This window comes from Chryseobacterium caseinilyticum (assembly GCF_014837145.1).
GTDB lineage: Bacteria > Bacteroidota > Bacteroidia > Flavobacteriales > Weeksellaceae > Chryseobacterium > Chryseobacterium caseinilyticum.
Map to the genome: position 1 here is coordinate 121,981 of NZ_JACYFS010000001.1, position 26,616 is coordinate 148,596.

Below are 26,616 nucleotides of genomic sequence, written 5' to 3' on the forward strand. Positions count from 1 at the left end.
ACGAATTAATGAGATAAAAACTCCCTAATGTACTTGGGGAAAATTGAACTTTGGGTTTCCTAATTTACGATTTAACGATAAAAATGGTATTCATTTTCCAGACTGGAAATTTAAATTAGGTAATGAAGTATTTGAAAATATTTCAAATAAAAGACATAATTCTGATTTGCCAATTCTTGCCATCACTCAAGATTATGGTGCAATTCCTAGGGATTTAATTGATTTTAAAATAACAGTAACTGATAAAAGTGTTGAAAGTTACAAAGTAGTAGAAGTTGGAGATTTTATTATTAGTCTTAGAAGTTTTCAAGGAGGCATTGAATATTCTGAGTACAAGGGCATATGTAGTCCAGCATATATTATACTGAGACCCAGTATATCAATAGATAGAATTTTTTTTAAATATTACCTTAAAACCCCAAAATATATAACACATCTTAACAGAAAGTTAGAAGGAATAAGAGATGGTAAAATGATTAGTTATTCATATTTCTCCGATATTATTCTTCCGCTTCCATCAATCGAAGAACAAAACAAAGTATCAACATTCTTATCACTTATTGAGAATAGAATTCAAACTCAAAGGAAAATAATTGAACAATTAGAAACCTTAATTAAAGGAGTTAGCTATAAATTGTTTAATAAAAAAATTAGATTTAAAAATACTGACTTATCAGAATTTCCTTCTTGGGAGACCAAAAAAGGAAATGAAGTTTTTTCAAATATTTCAAATAAAAATCACAACTCAGAATTACCAATTTTAGCTATAACACAAGAATATGGAGCTATTCCTAGAGAATTAATTGATTTTAAAATTTCAGTGTCTGATAAAAGCGTGGAAAGTTATAAAATTGTTGAGAAAGGAGATTTTATAATTAGTTTAAGGTCATTTCAAGGAGGTATTGAATATTCTGAATATAAAGGTATATGTAGTCCTGCATATATAATTTTAAGAAATAAGATAGAAGTAAATAGTTATTATTATAAGTATTATTTTAAATCTGAATATTATATAAAACAACTCAATAAAAAATTAGAAGGTATAAGAGACGGGAAAATGATTAGTTATACATATTTTTCTGATATAAATTTACCTCTACCTTCTATAAATGAGCAAACTAAAATTGCTAATTTTCTTTCTTCTCTTCAAGAAAAAATAGAAGCAGAAAAACAAATTTTAGAAAAATTAGAACTTCAGCAAAAATTTCTTTTGGCCAATTTGTTTGTTTGATGAAAATTAAGCCTTGTCAAGGTTTGAAACCTTGACAAGGCTTTCTCGAAATCCCAATCTCTTAAAGAAAAAGATTTTGTAATAAATATTTTTTCTGATTTTCGTATTGAGTGAGTAACTCTCTTTCTAGATTGATTTTTTCATCAAGTGTTAACAAGAATTTATAAATTTTCTCTTGTTCTTCTTCGTTCATTGGCAATAAAATACTTGCTCCATTTAAAAATGTTTCATTATTGATATTCATTGTGTTTTTTGCACCTTTTTGAACTAATGGATTTAAATAATTAAAAGTATTGACTGATGAATTAAAATATTCGTGAAGTAGATATCCTAAAGCATACGTTTGAGGTTTAAAAACACAATATAATGGGGAAACCACTCCAATTCTTCCAGTTCTATTTTGCTTAATAATTCCAAAAGGAAAATCAGATGTAGGGCTTTTAGTGTAAACTAAATCACCCGAATAAACCAATTTATAATGCAAAATTTCTTTAGCTGAAAATGACCGTCCCAAATGTTCAATCTGATTAATAACCCCCTTATGTTTCGCTACAGAAAATACTTCATTATATTTATTATTGGGGTTTTTATGTAAATGTTCTTCAGATATTTCAGATAGTTTTTTCCTTTCCCAATTACGAGTTTTGTTATTAGTTTTAAATTTAATTTTGTTTTCAAATAGCTTTTTGACGAGTGAAATCTTTTGTAATGATAAACCCTCAATTATTTTCTTTTGGGTTTGAATTCGAGAATCAATTAAAGATAAAAATCTTGAAACTTTAGTTTGTTCAGAAAAATTAGGAATGGTAAGAGGTAGATTATAGAAATCTTCACTTCTAACATTCATTCTGTCCTCTCTTGCGCCATAATTTGCAATACTTCGCATATAATTATGCCACACTTTTGATTTAAACAAATATTCTAAAAATGAAATATTGATATTCTTATCCTTAATTTTAAAAACAGTATAAAGAGGTGAAACTAAACCAATTAAATTTGTCTTATTAACACTCATTGCACCAACTTCTGCTGTAGAAGAAAGCCTTGGGTTGTAAACAAAATCAAAAGGTTCAACGATGTAATATCCATCTAAATTGTTTTTGTTTGCAATACTTTTATCGAAAAAATCACTTTGTAAAACAATCCCTTGAACTGCTGAATTAGAAAAAACAGTTACAATTCTATTATCGTTATTTTTATTATTTATTTTCTCTGCAATTTCTTTTAAATAATATATTTCCCAATTATTAATAAATTCCGAAAACCTCAATTTCGGTACATTTCTCGAATTAGGAAAATTCTTCACACTTTTATTTTCTTCTATCATCTTGATTGTTTATTTGTTAAAATTCTAAGCATTGAGGATTTTGTTAAACCAAAAAAATTAGCTTACTAATCCCAATTCTTTCAAATAAACTTCAATTTCAGAATCGAGTTGAGAACGCTTGGCTTCAAGTTCCTTAATTTCTGCCATTACCGCCTGAATATCAATTTCCTCTTCTTCTTCAAAAGTATCAACATAACGGGGAATATTTAAATTGTAATCATTATCTGCAACTTCTTGTAAAGTCGCTTTATGACTGAACTTTTCACTTACCGTACGGTTTTGGTAAGTATCAACAATTTTATCAATATGGGTGTGACGAAGAACATTTTGGTTTTTCTGTTTTTCAAATTCTTTGCTTGCATCAACAAACAAAATATCTTCATCAGCTTCGCGACATTTCTTAAAAATTAAAATACAGGTCGGAATGCTTGTTCCAAAGAAAATATTGGAAGGTAAACCAATCACGGCATCAAGATAATTTTTATCCTTAATCAGATATTTCCGGATAACCAATTCGGCTGCGCCACGGAAGAGAACACCGTGAGGCATTACGACTGCCATAATTCCGTTTTCATCTAAATGATGAATCATATGCTGGATAAAAGCAAAGTCAGCTTTCGAAGATGGTGCTAATTTTCCGTATTGCGAAAATCTTTCATCCAACAAAAGAAGTTCATTCGAGCTCCATTTTGCAGAGAAGGGCGGATTGGCGACAATGGCATCAAAAGTTTTATCAAGGTGCTGAGGTTTTTCAAGGGTATCTTCCTGACGGATATCAAAATTGCTGTAATTGACACCGTGAAGAATCATATTCATCCTTGCCAAGTTGTAAGTCGTACGGTTCATTTCCTGACCGTAAAAATCACTTACTTTCGCTTCGCGGGCGACACGTAGTAACAAAGAACCACTTCCGCAAGTAGGATCATAAACGGATTTTAACTGTGATTTTCTGCTGGTAACAATTCTCGCCAAAATAGTAGAAACCTGTTGTGGCGTATAGAATTCTCCTGCTTTTTTTCCGGCACCACTCGCAAACTGTGCAATTAGATATTCATAAGCATCACCCAAAACATCGGCATTGGTATCGGATAAGTTGAAATCAATATCATCCAGATGATACAGAACTTTGGAGATTAATGTATTTTTTTCATCTTCTGTTCGACCTAATTTGGAAGAAGTCAAATCTAAATCATCAAAAAGTCCTTCAAAATCATCTTCACTGTTTGTTCCTAATGTTGATTGCTCAATATTATTTAGGATTTTGGTAAGTTCAGCTAAGATAAAGTTGGACTTTCCTTCTTGTTTCTGATGTCCTTTTTTAGCAATATTACTGAAAAGTTCAGAAGGTTTCAGGAAGTATCCTAAGTCTTCAACCACTTCTTCATAAATGGCTTCAACAATATCTTTTCCAGCCTCAGAATTTTCATCAACATCATTATAATCAACATCCTCACCCGAATCTGCCAAGATTTTATTAGCCGTAAAATGTATTTTTTCTGAAAGATATTTGTAAAAAATAAATCCTAAAATATAATCCCGGAATTCATCCGCATCCATTTTACCACGTAAAGTATTTGCTATATTCCAAAGTTGCTGTTGCAACTGACGTTTCTGTTCTTCTGACATTTTAAATCCTTAATTAAAATTCTTGGTTATTCGATATTTTGCCAAATATAACCAAAAACTACATTGCATACGTACGGTTTTCTGTACGCCTACATAAAATCATATCAATTAATCATCAGAAATGAATACTATATTTAGAATCTGTTGGGTTTAAAATCAATGGGCAATTCGAGGTTGATGACGTAAGCTGTAAACTGGGTCCATATCCCGAGCCATTCCTGATAATGCAGTTCCAGGTCTGTTAGGTCCTCAAAATACTGGGTGATAGAGGCGTTGCTGTAAGATTTGTCTTCAAAGATACGGCTGCCCGCTGTGGTCTCTACACTGCGTATCATATTGTGAAATTCAAAGACAAGTTTGCCGTCATGTCCGTTTATTTCCTTTTTTACTGCTTTCAGATTAAAAAGATTGAGTGCAATACCGCCGTGGTCGTAGATCATAATAGTAGTTTTAAAGTGTGACACGTAAACATTAGTGAACATGGTATTCAATGATCCATCGCTAATCATGTATTGAGAAATGTTTCTGAAGACTTTCATTGAGATGGTCAGTTCTGTAACCGTCAGTTCAGAAGAAATTCAGCCCATACCTGAATCCAGGTGTTGAAGCTGTCCTGCAGCTCCAGCACATCATCATAATACTGGGAAACGGGTTCATTCCTGTAAGAACGCTCCATCAGTTTCCCGTTTTCAAAGTCTTCCTCGTACACGATAGCATTATTAAATTCAAATATAAGATATCCGCCCTCCCCGGCATGCTCCATTCGGAGAGCCTTCAAATCATAGAATGAGATGGCAATACCATTGTGATGATGTATCATAATTCAGATAAATTAGGGAAAATGGAAAAAGACCTGGCAGACGGTGAAGATGCCACGATAAGATAGCGGGAAATATCTGTTTTCATATTTGTGTCATTTACAAAAACCAAAGTCGCAGCGCCACCCTTTAGGGTCGGGGAAAAGCGCAATCACTACAATCAACAAAAAAATGACGTCATCTCTAACTACAGAGACAGCGTCATGTACTGATTAAAATTACATCTGTTAATCGTACAACCTGTAGTATCTCGTGAGTAAATCCAAATACAGAAAGGTTCTCAGGTAAATTACTCTGCCACAAAAATGGAGAGCCTTAATCTCATTTTCTTTTCGATAATTACGGATGGTACGTACATTTACTCCCAGCATGACGGCAAGATCTTCTTCCATAATAATCTCATCCTCGTTAAATCTCAGAAGTATTTTTTCAGGACTGTTTACGAAAACTTGCAGTTGCTCAATCATGTCTCTCAGGAAATCCTGAGAGAGAAATAATTTGTTTTTCATAAAAAGTATTTTTTAGTGTTTGTAGATTAAAATTAATAAAAAAAATATTTCAAAAACAAATTAGTGATTAAAATTTTTCACTTTCAAGAGATGAAAAATAATGCATAGCATATAAATTTTTTGCCAACCCGCATGAATTCTACAATACAGTTAATGTGCTGACTGCTAGACTTAATACGCGCTGTCAGGCTGAGCGGAGTCAAAGCCATATTCTTTAAATAATCGACAGAGTAAAACCTGATTTCCGCTTCTTTCAAAAACACTTCGGCAGACTCAGTGTGACATCACTAATACCATCTTTGATTTGCCGTTGTCAGGCTGAGCCCGTCGAAGCCTCACTGTGTAAATCAATAGAGTAGAATCTGATTTCCGTTTCTTTCAAAAACACTTCAACAGGCTCAGTGTGACATCGCTGGTACTAACTATAGTCTTTCCGCTGTCAGGCTGAGCCTGTCGAAGCCTTATTCTTTAAACAATCAATAGAGTAGAACCTGATTTCCGCTCCTTTCAAAAACACTTCAACAACCTCAGTGTGACATCACTGATACTAGCCTTAGTCATTCCACTGTCAGGCTGAGACAGTCGAAGCCCTCAACGCACTACAGTAATCGAACAGTGCATAACCAAAGGGTAACGGAAGGATAACCAAAGGGTAAAGAAAAGGTAACAAAACGATATAGAAAACAGCAGAAATATTCCTGATAAATATCCCGAAACGGAAAATCCTGGAAAAAAAAGACATAAAACGGAAATACACGGAAGCAATCTCAAACCAATCCGTCTGCGATTTACCTTTACACCATAAACCCATAAAAATAAACACTATGGCTAAATTAGATGACTCACTGCTTTCAGGATCCAGAGGACGTACTGGAAGATTGGTAGTGGCAAACGTAAATGGTATTGAAGTTTTAAAAGTACGTCCAAGAAAATCTACGAAAGCGGTATCCGCAAAACAGGAACTCATTCGCGAAAGGATGAAGAAAGGCTATGAATTTATAGCTTCTTACAAAACCTACGTATCTGAATTCTTCGGTACTAAGGTAGGAATGAAATCTCCGTATAATCAGGCAATGTCTGTTCTTCTCAATGCATTCAAGCTCGATTACGCGCAGATGGAAATCAACATCACCTATCCCGGAATCTCGTTTTCCAGAGGCCCGCTCCCGGCGCCTCAGCCAACGGGAATCAGCTCTGCAGTTGCACAGCAGATCACGGTAGACTGGTACAACAATTCTGGGGGTAATGCTGACCGGGATGCTGACGAATTACAGGTACTCTGTGCAGTAGAAGGCGAGCCCGCAACCCTTTTTTTCCAGAATCAGGGAGTAAGACTGGATGAGCAGGCAATTGTGACCCTGCCGCCAATGGTATCCGGAAAAACGGTACATGTGTACCTGGCTTTCAGGGATGTTGCTTCCTTAACGGCATCGGCATCAGCTTATGTAGGTTCAGTGACCGTACTTTAAAAACTAACCATTTAAAAAATGATAAACATCCTCATCAGCAGGATGTTTATTTTTTTTAAAAGAAAACGTTAATTAAAATCATGAGCAAACGAAAAGTTCACTTTCCATAGACAGCATATAAATGTTACAATTTCAGTAAGCACAGACAAACACCATATCCCACTTTCCGTATCGCTGATAGGATCAATACTTACAAAAAGAATCTGCCGTATCACAACCTTGTCTAGGTCACCAAATTGCTGCTCACTAACCTTGACAAGGTTTTATGAATTTCCCCATCTGTTCCCTTCTCATCTGTTCCACGGCAGTTCCCGCGTCAGTTCGAGTGTCCCGATGTCAATCGGGATGTATCGAGAACCAGTGAACAAACGAAACTTTTGTCACACAACAACTTCTCGATACGGTTTTCTCCAAAAGCTATTCGAAGTGACGCCACCATCAAAACGTCAATTCCCCGCGTCAGTTCGAGTGTTTTTCGCAGCGCAGCGTAGAAAAATGTATCGGGAACCAGTGAATAAACGATACTTTTGTGAAAAAACAACTAACCAAAGGTATCTTCAAAAGCTGGCAGAAAACCATATTAACAAAAAACCATAGTCGAAGCGCCACCCTTTAGGGCCGGGGGAAAGCGCTAGCCAAACGTTCTGTTAAACAAACGAAACTTTAGTAAAACAACAACTTCTCGATACTGTTTTCTCCAAAAACCCACTCGAAGTAGATCACGTGCTGTCTCAAGTAGGCCTTTTTCGAAACAAAAAGTAAATAAAAGATCATATCAATTCACTATCAATCCCATGACTTCTCAGTTCCTTCTGAAGTTCTCTGATGTAACTCAATATCTTACTTTCAGACTCAGAAACAAGAGTCAGTCGAGATGAGAATAGAAAATTCCTGCTTCGTTTTCCATTCTTCTGTACCATCTGCATTTTTCCGCTGTAACCACCAACTCTGGAATTGGTTTTAACACAACTGAAAACCACTTTGTCAATATCTCCGATGGGATATTTTTTGAAGAGCAGATTGTTGATAATCAGGTATCCATCTTTAATAAAGAATGGATGCACTTTTACATTACGGAAAAGAAATGAAATTACATAAACCAAAACCACAGCAACCGGAATCATCCAGTAGGATTGGTACCAGGCATGATCACTCTCCGTTACGGCTTTCAGAATGGTTTCTCCCTCTGGCGCAGTAATTTTGTTGTCTCTGATGAGATTTCTGATGGCGTCTGTACTTAAACTCCCTGCATCCGCCATAAATTTAACCGTAGGCATATCTTTAATCTCATAAACCGCTGAGGGAATCAACTGTGAACTGCCAAGGCCATCGAAATAGAAGTAACGGTTGCCGGCCTGCCATATACTGCCCTTGTAAGAATCAGGATGGCTAATCTTTTTGAAGTCGGAAGCCTGAACGCCTTCCAGTTGCAGGAGTAGGGTAGTTCTGCTTTGTAAGCCTCTGTTTCGGCGCCAGTATTCTTCTGCCTTGAGAAAGTATACTTTGTTGCCACTGGTAAATACGTCAGGAGCGATCTCCTGAAATTGGTTATCTGCAAACGGATTATCGCCTGCACGCTCTGCCTTTTCTGTTTCAGTATTGTAAAAATAAAGACCTTCTTTGGAAACGAACAGAACCTGGTAAGCGTGTTTAAGATTCATTCCCAGCATTCTGTACGGGGCTTTGGAATCATCAAAAGGTATCCCGTTTACATACACCATTCCGTTTTTTGAATCAATCAGAAAAGCACTTCTGGAAGGGATGTCACCTTCAACATCAATCTGTTGAATGGTTTCATTGTACTGAACAGGCAATAGAGAATTTTGAAAATAAACATTTTTGCCGTCTGTAAAATAGATGTCACTTTCCCGCACATCGCCGTCCCGGTAATGGGTCTTGATGGGACGGATTGCCGAAGGATTGGCGTTCTTCATTTCTATGCCCCTGAAAAATGCAGTGCTTTCATTCACGGCCAGAGCAAAACCGGATTTAGACTGATAAATTTTACCTCCGGGCATTTCCACAAATGGATACCAGTAATTCTGAGGTTTGCCGGACAGTCCCAGACTCTGACCCATCTTTCCAATAATAAATCCCACCACACTCAGATTATCATTGTTTTCAGAGTTTCTTGCACAGTGGTAAGTAGTCTCACCATCACTGTAGTAATTGTTTCCCAAAGACTTCAGTTTTTTAGGATCAAGTCCCTTCATGATGATGTTTCCTGCATAAACGTGTCGGTCATCAAAGCCAATATGAGAATCCTGATAGGTATCCTGAAAAGTTTGAAAGCTGTCAGGATTTGCATCGCTCAACTCATAGTAGCCATTACTTGGTACCATTGCATAAATCTTCCCTTCGAATAAGGTGAAAATGCCATTAAGATCTCTTTTATTAGAACCGTAGCTTATCGGATCACCCTTGTCTGAAAATAGGGAGAAAAATAATGCAAACGTCATCAGGAAAATAAAAGCCAGAATGCCATAGAATAAAAACCGGAATCTGTACACCATTTGAGTATTTTATAATTTGTTTTCTAGGTATCAAACGACCCGCCAAATTATCAATAATAAGGGAATTGATTCAAATCAAATTCTCAGATCAGCTCTCATGTATCTTACTCCACAGAAATCCGTGCGTTTTAGAAACTTCTTCGAATAAATTATTCTGTAATTAAATAGACACCCTCGGAACCGAATCATTACCCATTGCTCATCACTCATTACCCATTATCAATTACCCATTTAAAATCCTTGGCTGTACTTTTGCATCAACAACAATAAAACCCTACACTATGAAAAATGTACTGTTCGTTATTTCCCTTGTAAGCAGTTCTTTTGCTTATGGGCAGAAAAAGAAACCTGCCAGAGCAATCCCACCTCCTCCAATTGTACGGAAAGAGATTGCAGAACCGCCACAAAGCCTGTCCATTAATGACGATTCCAAAAAATGTTTTGTGTACGTGAGTGAAGTTGCAAAAGATTCTGTGGTCGCTGTCACCGAAAATCTGTTGGAGTATTTCCCATCGGGAAGGAATGCGAGAATAAACACCACAACCTACCAGTATGATTCCAAACTGAAAAAACAGTCAAACGGCTCAGGCGAAATGCTTGCCCAAACCCAACAGCTGCAGTTTATCGAAGGTAATTACACCATCGAAAAAGAAACATTGACCGTGATACCTGACAAAAAAGATAAATTCGACACCCGCCGGTTTAAGATAGTATACAAGCCTGATACAAATACTGTCATCAACTTAAAAGATGAACAGAACCATCTTTACAAAAAAGGGAAATGTATCGAACCAATGATCAGTTTATAAACATAATGCTGTAATGATTCTGCTCATATCTTAAGTTCAAAATAGACTGACTCATGGGAAAACTGCTTTTAAAATATTGGATCATTAATGTTCTTTTCAGTCTGAGCCTTTTTGTCCTGTACAGAATACTGATTTCTGAAAAGAACTATCCCGACAGCAATGGTCTGGATTTTCTCTTTAATATCTTGGATATCTTAGTGAACCTTGGATTTTCATTTATCTTTCTCATTCTGCTGCCGGTCTGCTCGCTAACTTTTTTCCTGAATTTAACTGTTAAAATAAGAAAACAATTTTACCTCTCACTGCTGACATTCACTGCAATTCCGGCTGGAGTTCTCATCTATGTTCTGACTGCATTTATTGACACATCTGTGTCCGGAACTTCCATACTGACAACTGCATCGATTTTAACCATGGTCTACCTGATTTTTACTTCTATTCAGTTTCGGGTGTTCAGAAAAAGACAGCTTTCATTAGCTGAGAGCGACAAATCTCCAGGGCTTTTTTAAGATCTTAAATAGGAACATTTAAAACTGCAATAACAAAAAAAATGAAGAATCATCAGCAACATTGTGATTAATCGTACTGCATCCATAAGTGTCCCGTCAGTCCAAGTGTTTTTCGCGGCACAGCATATAAAATGTATCGAGAACCAGTGAAAAAACGAAAACTTTGTAAAACAACAACTTCTCAATACGGTTTTCTCTAAAAACCTACCCGAAGTGATGCTAGCATCAAAACATCAATTCACGCATTACTCCAAATGACGCTGCCATCAAACGTCGGTACGTCTAAATACATTACCAAAAAAACAAATCTACATTGCCGAAAGAAATTCACTCAGGTCCTGATCCTTGTCGAGATTCATCTTCATTTTAATCTTCGTTTTGTACACCCTGATGGTTCCCATGGTGGTATTCTCCAGTGTTGAAATCTCCTTTGAATTGAGATTCATTCTGAAATAAACGCAAAGCTTCAGTTCTTTGGCAGTGAGAGAAGGGTAGTCTTCAGAAATTTTTGCAATAAACTTATCGTTTTCCAGATAACTGTCGTGGATGAGGTCAAAATTCCTTTCATCAATCTGCATCAGACTGTTGACCTTAAAAAAGAGATCTTTTAAAAGCTCTTCCGCATCTACAACTTTAATCTTGCGGATTTTCTTCAGGTTTTCAAGAAAAGCTTTCTCAGTTTCTATTTTAAGATGAAGATTCTGATGAAAATTTTTGAGCTTTTCATTCTTTGCATCAATATCCTTTTCAAGGATCTTCTGGTTCTTTTCGAGGATCAGGTTTCTGTTTTCTACCAGCTCGAGCTGTTTTTGGTTGCTGCTCTGAATAATCCTGTAGATCACAGCTGAAACGATCACAGCCGAAAACAAAATAAAGAGAAGGAAGATATTCTTATTGCGCTGCATTTTGACTTCATTTTCATTTTCTGCCGTCAGCTGCGTGATAATATGCTTATTCAGAAGATCTGAAATCCTGGTGATTTTGATCTCATTATCGTGATCGAAAAGATTGTTCAGACGGATCAGTTTCTCTGACGTAATTTTCAATCCTATAACATTCCCGGATTTTGAATAATGATTATTCAGAATTTCATTGGCGGTGATGGCATCGCCGGTTTTCAGACTCGGTTCAATCGCCCGTACCTTATCGGTCAGGGATTCTGCTTCTTTATTCTGTCCTGTTTTCGAGTAGAGTTCATAGAGAGAGCTGTAATTTTTTATAATAAGATGACTGTTGGCATTACTGGTCAGGTAATATTTTTGTTCTTCAATAAAAATTTGCTCTGCCTCACTGTAATCTCCCAGCTCATAACAGTAGAGTGCGAGGTTTCCTTTCATAAAAGCGAGAAAAAGCGATTCTTCTGAAGTAAGCGGTTTTTTACTTTCGAGAATTTTTATACCTGTTTTAACTTCGTTTACAGCGCGCTTGTTGTTTTTCAGCTTATTGTAGGTAAGTCCGAAATTATTGTACATCGATGCGATATATAATTTCTGATCTGAAGGAAGTGTTTTTAAAGATTTTTCAAAGTACTGCAAAGCCTTACTGTAACTGCCCTGATTGTAATAAAAACGTCCTTTCGCATGATACAGATGGGGAAGAAAATTCCTTGACTCTATACTTTCGTTAAGGGTAATAGCCCTGTCTATGAAGGACATCGCCAGTGTTGGTGAGTTTTTTTCAAATTTTAAGGCAAGAGAAAAGTTACAGATCACTGTGATAATATCACTTTTGCCGTTATTGAGACGCATCATTTCGTAGATGGTATTGATCTGTTTTACTTCATCATCAGGATAGATAAAAAGCTCAATGTATTTTGACCCTACCAGAAACTTATCCTCCTTCGTTTTCAAATACCTGTTGTACTCCCGCAAACGCAGGCTTTGCAGATTCTTTGTCTGAGAAATCTCCTCAAGAAGTTTTTCATAATACGCATCTGTACTTTTTTGGGGGCTGCACGTGCTGAGTGAAAGGCACATCAAAAACATAAACAAAAATCTCATCATCTTGTATAAATAGGAATTGCTAATATTGAATTTTTTTTATTACAATCACTTAAAATAAGGGCGTCACTAATGGTGTTTATTGGTAAAATGTTGTTTTATATGTGTTTAGAGTGAAGCAGTTAACGCCTAAAGTTAATTACAGTTAAAAACTAAGCCATCAGAAGGCGCATTATTACCCAGTTATAAGGTATTGTGATGAATTTAACATAAACTGGGATTTCAACTTTAAATTTAACAGCCGAGTGGTAGGGTGACGTTAACAGTATTTAAGCTTAATTGTATTGAAGTTGAGAATTTTAGCTTTTTTAAAATAACCATTTATACTCTGATTCTGCCTTCTGTATAATACTGTTTAACGCAGAAGCGCATCTCTAAATCATCTTCAAATACTAATTTTAGATCACAGTTTATTAACCACTGTTGGTTTTGCCTCCGGTACAAAAACACGATTCCACTTATATAACTAAATAACCGCCGGAGGCATTTTTTCACATATGGATTTAAATTTCGACAGCATTCATATCGGTACACTGATCAGACTCCGCATTGAAGAGTTACAGTTGAGTACGGACAGGGTTACAAAGGTTCTGAACATTCCTGAAAAAGAGCTGCAGGAGATCTTTACTAAAGATGAGATTAGTATCAGCCTGATGCTGAAATTCAGCAGGTTTCTGGAATATGATTTTTTCAGACTCTATTCCCAGTATCTTATAATTTATGCACCGCCATCCAATTTTATAAAGTCTTCGCAACTTCCGCAGTTCAGAAAGAACCTGTACACGAGAGAGATCATAGATTTTGTAGTCGAACTGGTGGAAGCAGGCGAAATAACAAAACAGCAGATCATAGAAGAGTACAGAATACCCAAAGTGACACTTTACAACTGGCTCAGAAAATACAAAAAGCAGAGTCCACCCAATGACACCTGATTACAGAAAAATCTACACAGACCTGATTTCAAAAAAGTATCCTGAAAAAATGAAAGCATGCAGCAGACTTCTGAATAAAAAGAAATTCGGAATGATGGATGTGCTTTCCATCAGCAGTATACTCACCGGAGATCACAGTCGGGATGAAGTCTGTTTAAACCAGCGCCACCGAGCCTATGACGAAAAAGCAGTCAGAGAAATCCTGCATTATCAGAAAGTTAACAGGCTCAACAATATTCAGCTTGCCAGTCACTTTAAGCTCAGCAGAAATACCGTTGCCAAATGGAAAAAACTGTTCACTGAGAAGCCTTAAGGCTGAAATTTAAAATAAAAATACCTTTCCGGTATCCAATCATTTTAAAAAATACCATTTCCTGACCTGGCTTCATTTCAGAAGGACTGATGATCCCGTGGAATTCAGGTATACATTAGCTGAATTGAATAAAAAACCTTCACTACAGCTGTTGACCGCAGTGGATCAACATTTTGCTGTAATGAAGGATGAAACTAATCTGAAAGAGTAGTTAACACATAAGATATTTTCTTTTTGATAATCCGATGCTTTTAATTCACATCCGGACAGCTCTGCTGCTCCGACAGACACTTCCAGCCTGCCGAACTGCAGCCGATGTAGATCTGAAGACAGTCTGCAGAAATATTGTACACCATCATTCCTTCCACAAGATTGGCTGTAGGAATCTGACTGATTTGAGTTTGAGTGAGGCGGTTTGGTACGAATCCTTTAGTTTTGGCTTCAAGAACCGTCCATGCACCTTTTCTCGACATCGGCCAGTTACCGTTATCTGCTCCGGCTCTGTTAAGCGCTGTGATGCCATGCTTTGCATCGAGTACAGGACCTCCTGACGTGAGCCCGGGTTTGTAGCAGACACACATATTAATGCTGCTGTTCCAGGAATCTCCAATTCCCTGTCCGCCAGGCAAAAAGACAGGTACGCCACCAGTATTTACATTTCCTGAGATGCTGGTATTAGGATTAAGATTTGGATAAATGACATTTGCAGAACCTTCTATCGCATCGGGACAGCCGTCAGCATCCGAATCCAGTTCAAGACTGTTGGGAATGCCGTCATTATCACTGTCCTGGCACAGTGCAGGTCGAATCGTAATATCATCAATCGCAAAATCATTATCAGACGCCGAGATGGTGATATTGGAAACTTCAATTCTGAAAGAGGTTTCATTACCGGAATTGAAAGTTCCGGCAGCCTCACGCCAGTATACCGGACTTATCACCGTACCTGCAGGAGCCACCCTCGCATACATATTTCCTGTAGAATAATCTGCCACGACAACATCATCTGAATTTCTGAAAACCCGCACTCTCAGATTAGCAGGCGCGTTATTAAAAGGTGCAGTCACTGTAATTGCATTGATAGCCCACAGGGAAACTCTGTAGAGTGTATTTGCCTGTAGCGGTACGAGATTCTGTCTGTAAAAAGTAGCTGTTGAAGTACTGCCGTTTACGGCAAGATATGCATCTGTACTGCTTCCGGTGGTGTGACCGTACAGATTTTTCCAGTGTTGGCTGTGTATATTGTTTGAATTGGCGGCACTTGTGATTACATATTCACCTTCACCCTCAATTGTACCATCTGAGGCATAGGAATATCCCGTCAGCGGTGGATTGGGCGGTATGGTAAAATCTCTGTATGTAGAAGTTGTTGCAAAACTTCCACCGGTTTCCAGTGTGTTAAGCGCAGGACCGCACTCATCAGCATCCGTAATCCCGTCGTTGTCATCATCCAGATCATAAATATCAATGATGCCGTCTCCGTCGGTGTCCCGGCAGTCATTTACAGAGTTATTAACGGAATTGTTTACACCCTGCCCCTGGTTATTTCCGGTATCGGCAAGCCCGCCGGTATTCACAAGTTGAGGCATACCGTCACTGTCTACCGCCCCCGTAATCCGCCCCTGTGCATTGATCTGACTCTGCTGTACATTCTCACTGCCTTCAATGGCATCAAAACAGCCGTCCCCGTCAGAATCCAGATCCTGGTAATCAGGAACTGTATCTCCGTCCGTATCAGACCAGCACTGTGCATTAAACCCAAAACTGTCAAAATACACTGTCGCTGCACTTCCATATACAAAGACCCTGACGTAATAGGTGTTTCCTTTTTGCAGGCGGTAGGGAGAATTAAGATTAAATTTCTGAAATGCTCCGGTTGTAGAGGCAGGATTTGCTCCTGTAAAAAGAATTACGGGATTGGTAAACGCAGCATTGTCTGCAATTTCTACAGACAGATTCTGCAGATTCACAGCAGTACTATTACCGTAGGTGACCCATTCTTTTAAATCAAACACCTTATTGCCGGCAGAGTTTACAGCAATAGAAAATTGGATATAATCGCTGTTGGCTTTCGCTTCACTTACCGATGCTGAATTAATACTGTTAATCTGCCATCTGGAATTAACCTTTAAAGATCCTGCCAGTCCAGAACCGAAAGTGACACCACTGAGAGAGGTAATCACATTCGGAGACAGCGCATTACTTTCAAGCGTACCGGGAAATGCTGAACTGTTCACATCCCAGAACAGGTGCGGCGCGGTTTGGCTCACTCCCGATCCGGAAGGAAGAGTACAGGTATTTTCTGCCTCATTTAAGATGCCGTCGTTATCTGCGTCAAGATCTGATGTATTGAGAATGCCATCACCATCGCAGTCATTGACTGTTGCAGAGCATTGAGAATAATATATGCCCGAAGAGAGAACGAACAGCAGTAGAAAATATATTTTTTTCATAATTTATATATCTGTGTTAAAAAGATGTTTTTTAAGAAAACATTTGAGCTTGCGAAGGAGTTTTTTAATAATTGATTTCAAGGATTATAAAAGAATTATAAATGAGTTTTTCTAAGGTTTCCAGAAGCTCCAGACACTTCCGTTGAAAACAGCAAAAAGTTTTTTGGCAGAATCGAAGACCATCATGCCCGGTGCGGGATTAATAATGTTCAGATGCGGATTGGAGACCTTGGGCAGAACCATTGCTTTATTCTGATCACCCAACACCAGAATTCCAGATACTGAAGAGTCTGCACCAATGGTTACTTTGGCATCCGTATTTTCTGCAATGGTATTCTGTATTGCAGCGGCATCTGTGCCTGATACAGGATTTACAGTAGTTCCCGCAGCATTGATTGAAAGATCCTTCCATGCCGAATTATATTTTACCCACATTTTGTGATCTTCAAGACTGTACACCATTGTTCCGTTGGCAACATTGGATACTGCAGCTGTGGAAACGACCCAGGGCAACACCATTCCTTTATTGGCAGATCCGAATTCAAGAGAAACAGAGGGAGAGGAAACGGCGGATGTGCCAATCGTAACCTGAGCAGTCATGCAAAATGGAATTGCTACAGCAAGACTGCAAAATAAATTTTTCATTATCATTTTATTTTTTTATTCTCTACAGTACTGTTCAAATGGAAGTTCAGACATTCATTAAAATTATTCCTGAAGCAGTAAAATAAAAATGGAAGAGATCACTGTAAACTGTAATGATAAAAGAAGAAGAAGGATACCGGACGTATACAATTCAAAGTTTCTCCCTCCCATTTGACACAACATATCAAAAATTTTTTCAACCAAATAAATGTTGATCTTTAATATTATTCTACGAAACTACATGAATGCGAAAAAAATGTCATAGTCTTTCCGTTAACAGAGTATTAGGATTAAGGCTTTTCAGAGCTTAACATCGTTATGAATGTTATTGTAATGCTTTGATAATCATACTATATATTAATTTTATACGTTAAGTTTTATGTGAAATGACCTAACAGACCGAAGTTCTTCTCTGCAGCTACTGATGATTACTTTCACTTGAAAGAAATTGTAAATGAATACGTACGTGATAAAGCATTCATCGCAGTTTTTCTCTTAAATTTTAAATCCAAGTAATTCATTCGTTAAAACTAAAGTTGCTGAACAGCAGGAAACCAAAGAAATTAAAATGAAAATCCCCCAGTCTGTTTCCAAACGGAGGGATTTTGCTATAAGAAAGTGATAAAGTGTCGTGTTGTATTTTTCTATCGGGTAGTTTGCAAGTATTATGCCTAAAATAATATTTAAACTAAATTTTTAGATTTAATTTGATAAAGTGGCCGCAAGCTTTTTAATAAAAGTTTATTCTTCCAACAGAAATACTAACTGCTAATCAGAATATGATTTAAAACGGTACGGTTTTAGTTTAAAAAAAATTACTAACCAACACACCAAAATATGCAATCCTTTACAAACTCTGATCAGTCGATCTCAAGCATGACAAAAGAAATTGAACGCCAAAAAGCACTTAAAGTTCTTGAAAAAGCAAAAAGTATAAAGAGAAAAGTGGTATTTCTTCCACGTGGCGCCTCCGGAAGTGTGAATCCCGCCATCTAAAACTTTATTAAAACACCAAAAACTGCATCGCGCAGTTTTTTTTGTTTAAACATATATAACAAAAGAATTGATCAAATCAAATAATACAATCTCTTAGTGATTACTTACAATTTTTTGATTCTTAAATTTTTCAAAGTCGTGTTTAGTTATTTTTGATTAGATAAACTATAATAATCATACGGATTTGACTTTACCCACCACTACGTTTCCGAACGGTTAGCCTCAACCAAAAACCTAAAGATTTTCTATCTCCCATTTAATATTTTCCCGTGCCTTCATTTCATATTTATCTCTCAAATACTCAGTTTTAAATATAAAAGCGAATTCCAAAAAATGCTGCATGGCTTTTTTTCTGCCGGGTTTATACAAAAAATCGGGATAGACCGAATATTCTTTTCGGATATTTTCAATGTAATATTTGTAAACATCTCTTTCAGCACCAAGGATGGAAAGGTCAGCATCAATAAGGTAATTGGTGTCCTCATCTCGTGAGAATTCATGTTTTTTTGTAGCTAAGATCTGTTCGCTTATTTTTTCAAGTTGAGTTTCAGAAAGTTTCATTTTCTTTAAACTTGAAACAGCAAATTCTGCACTTTTTTCCTCATTGTCCTTTGTAGTTGCTTTGTAAATCACATCGTGGTAAAAAACGGAGAAAGCGAGTATGTCAAAATCAATAATCTCAGTTTTAACTTCCTCAAGTTCCGAAAAAATGTTTTCCAGATGCTCCAGATTGTGGTAATGTCTTGATCTTGTAGAATACTGTTTTTTAATTGCTGTCCACAATTCTTCAACCAGTTTCTTATCTGAACAGTATCTTTCTGAAATTTTTAAGAATAAGTTTTTCAAATCCATTGAAGTAACGATGTATTTTAGATCAAACCGTGGAAACCTTGCCAAGTTTAATCATCATACAGTTGATCACCTTGGCAAGGATGATTGAGAAGGAATTTCAACAAAAAAAGGAACCGAGAAGTTCCTTTTAATTTTTTACAAAGCCGATTTCAATTCAGCCCATCCGCCACCGTTGTAGCCTTCTTTCAGACCTTGGGAATTCAGATATTCCAATGCTTTCCCGCTTCTGTTTCCGCTTCTGCAGAAAAGGATTACCGGCTTTTCGATAGAAAGAATTTCATCCTGTCTGTCTTCTACCTCACCCAAAGGGATATTTTTTGCGCCTTCAATGTTTCCGTCCATTTCAAGTTCCATTGGTTCACGAACGTCGATTAACTCGTAGTTTCCGGATTTTATTACTTCTTCTAATGACATAATTTTAGTGTATTTAATGTTTAAATTGATTTTTCCGAGTTCTTTAATTTTATGTAAAATCAAAGTCACACAAATTTATAAAATAATCTTAGTTTTGCAAGGTAAATAATGAATGCCAACGCCGAAAAATACAGCCAGCTCATCAAATCCAAAGCAAAAAGTTTTGGCTTTCAGAATTGTGGCATTTCAAAGTCAGAATTTTTGGAAGAAGAAGCCAGACCACTCGAAAACTGGCTGAAAAACAGCTTCCACGGCGAAATGAAGTACATGGAAAATCATTTCGATAAGAGGCTTGATCCAAGATTATTGGTGGAAGGCTCAAAATCGGTGATTTCACTGTCCTACAATTATTTTCCTGAAGAAAAAATTTCGACTTTAGATAACTTTAAAATCTCAAAATACGCTTACGCTGAAGATTACCATGAAGTCATCAAAGAAATTCTCCGTGACATGGTTTCCGAGTTGCAGAACGAAATTGGTGAATTTTCATTCCGTGTTTTTGTAGATTCTGCTCCTGTTTTGGAAAGGAGCTGGGCAAGAAAATCCGGCATCGGATGGGTAGGGAAAAACGCTAATCTGATTACTAAGCAAAGCGGTTCATTCTATTTTTTAGCCGAAATCATCTGCGATCTTGAGCTGGAAACAGACCATCCAACCACCGATCACTGCGGAAGTTGCAGAAAATGTATCGATGCCTGTCCGACGGACGCTATTATTTCCGATAAACTTATAGACGGGAGCAAGTGTATTTCCTATGCAACGATTGAATTGAAAAACGAAATTCCCGGTTATTTTAAAGATAAAATGGATGACTGGATGTTCGGCTGCGACGTCTGTCAGGATGTTTGTCCGTGGAACCGTTTTGCGGCACCACACAATCAGAATAAATTTAAACCCAATGACTTTCTCAAAAACCTGAAAAAGGGAGAGTGGAAAGAAATTACTCAGGAGTTATTCTCTGAAATTTTTAGAAAATCACCTGTAAAACGTACAAAATTTGCCGGTTTGAAGAGGAATATTGAGTTTTTGGATGGAAATTCAATTTAAAGAAATGAATCTTTTTGAATTTTTGTAAACCTTAAAGCAGCAGTAATTTTGTCGTTCCGTAGTTATCTCTACCAAATAATGTCAGGCAGCTTAGATTCCTTCGGAATGACAAACAAGTCGGCGAAATATTTTAAGGATTGCCTTCGGTCATTTATAAATTGTCTTCGCTTTTAACCTTTAAATTCGACTGCTAAGAAGAGTCAATTTGGGAATTTTAGGATTTAATTTAAATTTTTAGCGGAAGTTTCCAAGTCTTGTCCCGAAGTTTCGGGATTGGTTCTTTTGTTTGACTTCGTCGAATCTTTGATTTCAAGACAAAAGAACAGAAAAAGCTGCCCCGAAAAATCAGGACAGCTAACGAAAAAAAAACAATGATAATGATTATCTTTTGGTAATGTTTGGGTTGGCAACAGGTTGCTGATCCCATCCACCGCCTAAACTTCTGTATAAACTAACGGTAGCTTTCAGTTGCTCCACTTTTGTTTCTACCAATTCAAACTTTGCTTCTAGAGCATCTCTTTGGGTAAGTAAAACTTCCATGTAATCGGCTCTGGCGTATTTGAAAAGGTCGTTGGAAATATCGATAGACTTCGTTAAAGCATCAACTTCCTGAGATTTCAATTCATAATTACTCTGCAGATTTTTGATGTTGGAAAGCTGATTGGTCACTTCCACATACGCATTCAGAATTTTCTGCTCATACTCAAAAGCTGCCTGAATCTGTCTGGCATTGGCATTCGCGTAACCTGCTTTTATCGCATTTCTGTTGATGATAGGAGCAGTAAGATCGCCCACGAGATTAAATACCAAAGATTTGATATCAAAAATATACGCAGGATTATATGCATTAAAACCAACTCCTGCAGTAATATCCAGTGAAGGATAAAATCTTGCTTTGGCAGATTTAACGTCAAATTTTGAAGCGGCAAGCTGGAATTCAGCTTGTTTGATATCGGCTCTGTTTTCAAGCAAATCTGAAGGTACTCCGGCAAAAACAGTTTGCGGTACAAGGCTGTCAAATTGATTTTCTGAACGCTCTACATGCTGCGGAAATCTTCCTACGAGATAGTTGATTTTGTTTTCAGTCTCTGTGATTTTCTGACGGATTTCAAACTGCATGCTTTGCGTTTTTAAAACCTGAGCCTCGAATCTTTTCACGGCCAATTCATTTCCGCTTGCATTTTGCTTTAAAATCTTAACAACACGAAAGGCGTCATTCTGAATTTTAATATTCTGCTCCAGAATTTTCAATTCATTATCTAAAGCCAAAAGCTCATAATAAGAATTGGCGATCTCAGAAATAATATTGGTGACCATGAAATTTCTGCCTTCGACCGTTGAGAGATATTTCTGCACCTGAGCTCTCGTGGCATTGTGAAGTTTTCCCCAGATGTCGGTTTCCCATTGGGCGTACGCTCCGATTCCGAAGTCGAAAAGTGGCTCCGGCATTTCTTTTCCTGGCCTGATTTCAGTATTTGCTTCCAAAGCTCCGATATTGGTGTAACGGCCTACTTTGTCTACACCAGCTCCGGCTTTTCCGCCTACAAAAGGCAAGTATTCTCCTTTTCTTGCACGGATTTCATTTCTCGACATTTCTACTTCCTGAAGGGTAATATTCAGCTCCTGATTATTTTGCAAAGCTGTTTCAATTAAACTCTGCAGTTTTTCATCAGCGAAATATTCTTTCCAGCTTAGTTTTCCAGTGTTGGTGCTGTCGCTCACTGCTGTCCCGAAGTTTTCAGGAACATTTTTGTTTTCTGCATGTTTCGCAACTTCCATTGGTTTGCAGGCAGCTAAACTTAAGATCAGAACTGCAAGACCTGCATATTTATATAATTTTTTCTTATTCATAATGGATCATATCATCTGTTAGAGGTAATGATTCTTCGTTTTTAATCATTTTTCTGCCATCAGCCATTTTTCCGAAAATATAATATAATCCAGGAATGATGACAACGCCGAGCACGGTTCCCAAAACCATTCCGCCCATTGCTGATGCTCCGATGGTGTGATTTCCGATGGCTCCCGCGCCGTGTGCAAAAATCAGCGGAATCAAACCTGCGATAAATGCAAATGAAGTCATTAGAATAGGTCTGAAACGCGCTTTCGATCCTTCAATTGCTGCTTCAAAAATGGAAAGTCCTTCCTGTCTTTTATGGACGGCAAATTCTACAATCAGAACAGCATTTTTACCCAAGAGACCAATCAACATGATGAGCCCGACCTGTGCGTAAATATCGTTCTGAAGTCCCATCGCTTTAAGTAAAAAGAAAGAACCGAAAATTCCGACGGGCAGCGATAAAATCACGGCAAACGGAAGAATAAAACTTTCGTATTGTGCCGCCAAAACAAGATAAACGAAAATCAGAACGACTAAAAAGACGTAGACAGATTCATTCCCTTTTTTAGCTTCGTCAAAAGAAAGCCCTTCCCAAGCTACTTTGTAACCATGAGGTAAATTTTTTGCGGCTACTTCATTAATTGCTTTAATCGCATCTGCAGTAGTGTAACCGTCAGATGGAAGTCCACGAACCGCTGCAGAATTGTACATGTTGTAACGTGTGATTTCATTTGGTCCCTGCGTTTTTTTCATGCTCATGAATGCGGAGTAGGGCACCATTTCGTCTCTGTCATTTTTTACATAGAGATTCAAAATATCTGTAGGAAGTTTTCTGAATTCCGGACCGGACTGTACATATACTTTGAAGAATTGCCCGAATCTGATGAAGCCCTGTTCGTAAGTACTTCCCACTAAAATATTCAGGTTTTCCATAGCTTTTCCGATAGAAACGCCTTTTTGCATCGCGGCATTATTATCGAAAACCAATTCATACTGCGGATAGTTGGCGGCGAAAAAGGTGAAAACCCCGGTCAGTTCTTTTCTCTTTTTAAGTTCTTTAATGAAAGATTTATTTACTTTATCAAAATCCTGATAATCCGTAGTTCTGTTCATGTCTAAAAGTCTCATCGAAAAACCACCAGACGATCCAAAACCGGGAACAGCAGGAGGTTCAAAGAATTCAATGGTGGCACCAAGTCCTTTGGTTTTTTCTTCCATTTCTTCCATTACTTCTTTCACAGAATGCTCACGGTCGCCCCAGGTTTTAAGGTTGATCAGACACGTTCCGGCATTGGAACCACGACCTTCCGTCATAATTTCGTACCCGGCAAGTGAGGAAACGGATTCTACACCGTCAACTTTCATACAGATGGCCTGTAGATCTCTCGATACCTTATTGGTCTGTTCTAAAGTAGAACCCGGCGGCGTCTGGATAATCGCATAAATTGTTCCCTGGTCTTCACTTGGGATAAATCCTCCCGGTAAGGTTTTGTTTTCAATAAAAATTCCAACACAGAAAATAGCAAGAATTCCCCAGGTAAGTCCTTTCCGGCTCACAATTTTTCTCAGGAATGAAGTGTATTTTCCTGTAAGTTTATCAAAACCTCTGTTGAAAGAATCGATAAATCTTGTGAACAGATTCTTTTTCTTTTCCTGACCGTGATTATTCTTTAAAATCATCGCTGCAAGAACCGGAGTCAGCGTTAAAGCAACTACTGCTGAAATTACAATTGCACTCGCCATCGTTATTGAAAACTGACGGTAGAAAGTCCCGACAGGTCCTGTCATAAATGAAATCGGTAAGAATACTGAAACCATTACCGCTGTAATCGCAATAATCGCTCCTGAAATTTCGCCCATTACTTCTTTTACAGCAAGATATGGTGTGAGATGTTTTTCTTCCATCTTGGCATGAACGGCTTCGACGACAACAATGGCGTCATCCACCACAATTCCGATGGCTAAAACCAGTGCAAAAAGTGTTACTAAGTTTATGGATAATCCACACAATTGAATGAAAAAGAATGCTCCGATCAGAGAAACCGGCACGGCGATAATCGGGATAAGTGTTGATCTCCAGTCACCTAAAAAGATGAAAACCACGATTGCCACAAGGATGAAAGCATCTCTCAAAGTATGAACAACCTGCTCGATCGAAGCATCCAAAAACTGAGAAACGTCGTAGGAAACTTTGTAATCAACACCCGGCGGGAAGTTCGGACGCATTTCTTCGAGTTTGGCTTTTACTTCTTTAATGACGTCGTTGGCATTACTTCCATAGTTTTGTTTTAAGACAATGGATGCCGATGGATGCCCGTCAAGATTGGAATAGATATCAAAAAATTCACTTCCCAGCTCAACTTTTCCAACATCTTTTAATTTTACATTTTCACCTTCAGAATTGGCTCTTACAATAATATTTTCGTACTGTTCGGGAGTGTTGTACTGACCTTTATAGGTTAATACATATTCTAAAGACTGCGCAGCAATACCCGAACTTTGTCCGATTCTGCCGGGACGTCCGATGATGCTCTGTTCGCCGATAGCCTTCATCACTTCATCTGTTGAAATATCGTAGGCACGCATTCTGTCCGGGTTCAACCAAATACGCATCGCATATCTCCGGCTACCTAAGATCTGAGATTTTGCAATCCCGTGAATACGGTTTATTTCAGGAATAATATTGACTGTAGCATAGTTGTAAAGGAACTTTTCATCCATGCTTTTGTTTTTGCTGTAAAGGTTTACATACATCAGCATACTTGGCTGAATCGGATTTACAACTACACCTTCTTTCTGAACCAAAATCGGAAGAAGCGGCATCACCTGATCGATTCTTGTTTTTACTAAAACTACCGCCTGATTGGGATCTGTTCCCGGCTCAAAAACAACATTTACTGTAGCTTCACCGGCACTTGTAGCGTCACTCGTTACATATCGCATTCCCTGAACACCGTTGATGGCATTTTCGATGGTAATCAAAGAAGATTTAACCAAAACATCGGCACTTGAGCCTGGATAAGCGATGGTTACAGCAACTGTGGTCGGGGCAATTTGCGGAAACTGTTCAGTGGGAAGCTGTTTTATGGAAAGACCACCTACAAAGAGGATGATCACCGATATTACAATTGCAAATACCGGTCTGTGTATTATTTTTTTAAACATGATTTTCTGATTTGGTTACTCTGCGTACAGATCAAGATTTGACAATACTTTCTGTGGAGCGATGAACTGAGTTTTGATTTTCTGGTTTTCTGAAACCATTCTCAATCCTTCCAATAAGATCTTGTCGTCTTTCTGTAATCCGGATTGTACAACATAAATGTGCGGAAGTTCTGCTGCTACTTTTATTTCGCGGGCTTTCACAACATTGTCCTTCGTGATGACATACACATATTTTTTCTCCAGCTCTTCATAGGTTGCTTTCTGAGGAATCAGCATCGCACTTTTGAATGGAGTGGTGATCATGATGTTTCCGGTCTGTCCGTATCGGAGAAGTTTCTCAGGGTTTAAAAATGTTGCTCTGTAGGCAATATTTCCGGTTTCATTGTCGAAATCTGATTCTATGGTTTCCACGATTCCTTCCTGAGGAAACATCTGACCGTTGGCCATCTGAAGTTTAACGTGAAGTTTTTCTCCATTTTTACTGTTTCCCAACTGGCTTAGATATTCAGTTTCAGGAACATTAAAATAAACCCACATTTTGCTGTTGTCTGAAAGTTCGGTAATCAAATCTCCATCATCAACCAGGCTGCCGATTCTCACATGAAAACGCCCAACGATTCCGCTGAATGGAGCGCGGATTTCTGTGAACTGAAGGTGAGCCTGCATGGTGGCAACTTCGGCCTGAGCTTTTTCATATCTTGCTTTTGCCATTGCTTTTTCCTGAGGAGCAACAATGTCTTTGTCTGCAAGATTTTTGGTGTTCTGATATTCAATTTGCGAATATCTGGCTTCCGCCTGAGCTTTGCTTACATCTGCCTGATACAGATTGGGCTGAATTTTAAAAAGTAGTTGACCTTTCTGTACAAACTGTCCTTCGTCAACAAATACTTTTTGGATATATCCTTTTTCCTGAGCCCTAAGCTCGATATGATTGATAGAACGGATTTGCGCCACGTAGGCTTTGTCAATGAGGGTGTCCTGTACAAGCGGACTTGTAATTTTATAGGTTGCCGCTTCGGTTTTTTCTTCTTTTTCAGAATGACAGCTTGCCAAAACCAAAGACAGACACATGCTTACATACATAAGACTTTTCTTAACCATTATCATGAGTAAGTTTTTTAACGATAAATTATTTGAAATAAAAATTG

At 37.8% G+C, this 26,616-nt stretch carries 22 protein-coding genes; 8 read left to right on the forward strand and 14 right to left on the reverse strand.

From position 1 onward, the window contains the following. Positions 1-43 precede the first annotated feature (43 nt). Positions 44-1,231, forward strand: a complete 1,188-nt coding sequence (locus tag IC610_RS00560) for a restriction endonuclease subunit S (RefSeq protein WP_191734739.1) — start codon at positions 44-46, stop codon at positions 1,229-1,231. A gap of 61 nt (positions 1,232-1,292) precedes the next feature. Here IC610_RS00560 and IC610_RS00565 read toward each other — a convergent pair whose 3' ends face one another. The 5 genes from IC610_RS00565 to IC610_RS00585 form a co-directional block, all read right to left on the reverse strand. Continuing rightward, positions 1,293-2,558, reverse strand: a complete 1,266-nt coding sequence (locus IC610_RS00565) for a restriction endonuclease subunit S (RefSeq protein WP_191734740.1) — start codon at positions 2,556-2,558, stop codon at positions 1,293-1,295. A 57-nt stretch (positions 2,559-2,615) separates the two neighbouring features. Then, positions 2,616-4,184, reverse strand: coding sequence for a type I restriction-modification system subunit M (locus IC610_RS00570; protein WP_191734741.1), 1,569 nt, complete (start codon positions 4,182-4,184; stop codon positions 2,616-2,618). Positions 4,185-4,318: 134 nt separating this feature from the next. Beyond that, complete coding sequence (locus tag IC610_RS00575) at positions 4,319-4,624, reverse strand: hypothetical protein (RefSeq protein WP_191734742.1); 306 nt, start codon at positions 4,622-4,624, stop codon at positions 4,319-4,321. A gap of 122 nt (positions 4,625-4,746) precedes the next feature. Beyond that, positions 4,747-5,004, reverse strand: a complete 258-nt coding sequence (locus IC610_RS00580; protein WP_191734743.1) for a hypothetical protein — start codon at positions 5,002-5,004, stop codon at positions 4,747-4,749. 225 nt (positions 5,005-5,229) lie between these two features. Next, a complete protein-coding gene (locus tag IC610_RS00585; protein ID WP_191734744.1) occupies positions 5,230-5,511 on the reverse strand; it encodes a MerR family transcriptional regulator in 282 nt (93 codons plus the stop codon). Positions 5,512-6,335: 824 nt separating this feature from the next. Between IC610_RS00585 and IC610_RS00590 the strand changes: the two genes are divergently transcribed. Then, on the forward strand, positions 6,336-6,980 hold the full coding sequence (locus tag IC610_RS00590) for a DUF6266 family protein (RefSeq protein WP_191734745.1): 645 nt from the start codon (positions 6,336-6,338) through the stop codon (positions 6,978-6,980). Positions 6,981-7,750: 770 nt separating this feature from the next. Here IC610_RS00590 and IC610_RS00595 read toward each other — a convergent pair. Further along, entirely contained in the window at positions 7,751-9,493 is a 1,743-nt protein-coding gene (locus IC610_RS00595; protein ID WP_191734746.1) for a DKNYY domain-containing protein, read from the reverse strand. A gap of 281 nt (positions 9,494-9,774) precedes the next feature. Between IC610_RS00595 and IC610_RS00600 the strand changes: the two genes are divergently transcribed. Further along, a complete protein-coding gene (locus tag IC610_RS00600; protein ID WP_191734747.1) occupies positions 9,775-10,302 on the forward strand; it encodes a hypothetical protein in 528 nt (175 codons plus the stop codon). Between the two features lie 53 nt (positions 10,303-10,355). Next, complete coding sequence (locus tag IC610_RS00605; protein WP_191734748.1) at positions 10,356-10,811, forward strand: hypothetical protein; 456 nt, start codon at positions 10,356-10,358, stop codon at positions 10,809-10,811. A 308-nt stretch (positions 10,812-11,119) separates the two neighbouring features. On the opposite strand, the gene IC610_RS00610 is transcribed toward IC610_RS00605, so the two are convergent. Beyond that, on the reverse strand, positions 11,120-12,661 hold the full coding sequence (locus tag IC610_RS00610; protein ID WP_191734749.1) for a tetratricopeptide repeat protein: 1,542 nt from the start codon (positions 12,659-12,661) through the stop codon (positions 11,120-11,122). A gap of 647 nt (positions 12,662-13,308) precedes the next feature. Here IC610_RS00610 and IC610_RS00615 point away from each other — a divergent pair. Then, positions 13,309-13,743, forward strand: a complete 435-nt coding sequence (locus tag IC610_RS00615) for a transposase (RefSeq protein ID WP_191734750.1) — start codon at positions 13,309-13,311, stop codon at positions 13,741-13,743. Further along, the gene (locus IC610_RS00620; protein WP_191734751.1) at positions 13,733-14,056 is read left to right on the forward strand and encodes a helix-turn-helix domain-containing protein; all 324 of its coding nucleotides are present in this window, start codon (positions 13,733-13,735) and stop codon (positions 14,054-14,056) included. Before IC610_RS00615 ends, IC610_RS00620 begins: the two co-directional genes overlap by 11 nt. 251 nt (positions 14,057-14,307) lie before the next feature. Here IC610_RS00620 and IC610_RS00625 read toward each other — a convergent pair whose 3' ends face one another. Both IC610_RS00625 and IC610_RS00630 read right to left on the reverse strand, forming a co-directional pair. Further along, positions 14,308-16,509 carry a hypothetical protein gene (locus IC610_RS00625; RefSeq protein WP_191734752.1) on the reverse strand — a complete coding sequence of 734 codons (2,202 nt, stop codon included), beginning with the start codon at positions 16,507-16,509 and terminating at the stop codon, positions 14,308-14,310. A 111-nt stretch (positions 16,510-16,620) separates the two neighbouring features. Next, on the reverse strand, positions 16,621-17,154 hold the full coding sequence (locus IC610_RS00630) for a hypothetical protein (RefSeq protein WP_191734753.1): 534 nt from the start codon (positions 17,152-17,154) through the stop codon (positions 16,621-16,623). 837 nt (positions 17,155-17,991) lie between these two features. Here IC610_RS00630 and IC610_RS00635 point away from each other — a divergent pair. Beyond that, positions 17,992-18,150 (forward strand): hypothetical protein, encoded by a 159-nt coding sequence (locus IC610_RS00635; RefSeq protein ID WP_157844525.1) that lies wholly within the window; start codon positions 17,992-17,994, stop codon positions 18,148-18,150. A 234-nt stretch (positions 18,151-18,384) separates the two neighbouring features. On the opposite strand, the gene IC610_RS00640 is transcribed toward IC610_RS00635, so the two are convergent. Both IC610_RS00640 and IC610_RS00645 read right to left on the reverse strand, forming a co-directional pair. Next, positions 18,385-19,047, reverse strand: coding sequence for an HD domain-containing protein (locus tag IC610_RS00640; RefSeq protein WP_228462831.1), 663 nt, complete (start codon positions 19,045-19,047; stop codon positions 18,385-18,387). Positions 19,048-19,137: 90 nt separating this feature from the next. Beyond that, the gene (locus IC610_RS00645) at positions 19,138-19,416 is read right to left on the reverse strand and encodes a rhodanese-like domain-containing protein (protein ID WP_056078334.1); all 279 of its coding nucleotides are present in this window, start codon (positions 19,414-19,416) and stop codon (positions 19,138-19,140) included. Between the two features lie 108 nt (positions 19,417-19,524). Between IC610_RS00645 and queG the strand changes: the two genes are divergently transcribed. Further along, positions 19,525-20,463, forward strand: coding sequence for a tRNA epoxyqueuosine(34) reductase QueG (gene queG / locus IC610_RS00650; RefSeq protein ID WP_191734754.1), 939 nt, complete (start codon positions 19,525-19,527; stop codon positions 20,461-20,463). A gap of 381 nt (positions 20,464-20,844) precedes the next feature. Here the strand turns inward: queG and IC610_RS00655 are convergent, their stop codons facing one another. The 3 genes from IC610_RS00655 to IC610_RS00665 are packed head-to-tail and all read right to left on the reverse strand — an operon-like array spanning position 20,845 to position 26,569. After that, the gene (locus tag IC610_RS00655) at positions 20,845-22,314 is read right to left on the reverse strand and encodes a TolC family protein (RefSeq protein ID WP_191734755.1); all 1,470 of its coding nucleotides are present in this window, start codon (positions 22,312-22,314) and stop codon (positions 20,845-20,847) included. Next, complete coding sequence (locus tag IC610_RS00660) at positions 22,307-25,468, reverse strand: efflux RND transporter permease subunit (RefSeq protein WP_191734756.1); 3,162 nt, start codon at positions 25,466-25,468, stop codon at positions 22,307-22,309. Before IC610_RS00660 ends, IC610_RS00655 begins: the two co-directional genes overlap by 8 nt. 15 nt (positions 25,469-25,483) lie before the next feature. After that, positions 25,484-26,569, reverse strand: a complete 1,086-nt coding sequence (locus tag IC610_RS00665) for an efflux RND transporter periplasmic adaptor subunit (protein WP_191734757.1) — start codon at positions 26,567-26,569, stop codon at positions 25,484-25,486. Positions 26,570-26,616 lie beyond the last annotated feature (47 nt).